Annotated in this window: 1 protein-coding gene; it reads right to left on the reverse strand. The window is 64.2% G+C overall.

The genetic code is table 11. From position 1 onward, the window contains the following. On the reverse strand, positions 1-254 hold a 254-nt coding region (locus CDV46_RS18635), incomplete at both ends, for a PAS domain-containing protein (protein ID WP_140413420.1).

Raw genomic sequence — 254 nt, forward strand, 5'->3', positions numbered from 1 at the left:
GTCGATCCGGATCACCACGCCGCGCCCGGCACCGCCCATCAACGGGTAGAAGGTCAGGGCGTAGTGCTTGGGTTCGTCATCCTTGACCCAGGTAACGCGCTCGATCCGCTCCACGGTGTGTTGCTCTACCGTGGCCTTGATCTGCGGCAGGAACGGCTTGAGCGGCTGGAAGGCGAGGAAGATCGGCTGGTTCAGTGCCTCGTCCAGGCGGGTCCCGGAAAGTGCGCTGGCTTCCTGGTTCCACTGGGTGACGT

Source organism: Pandoraea sp. PE-S2T-3 (genome assembly GCF_002179965.1).
Lineage (GTDB): Bacteria > Pseudomonadota > Gammaproteobacteria > Burkholderiales > Burkholderiaceae > Pandoraea.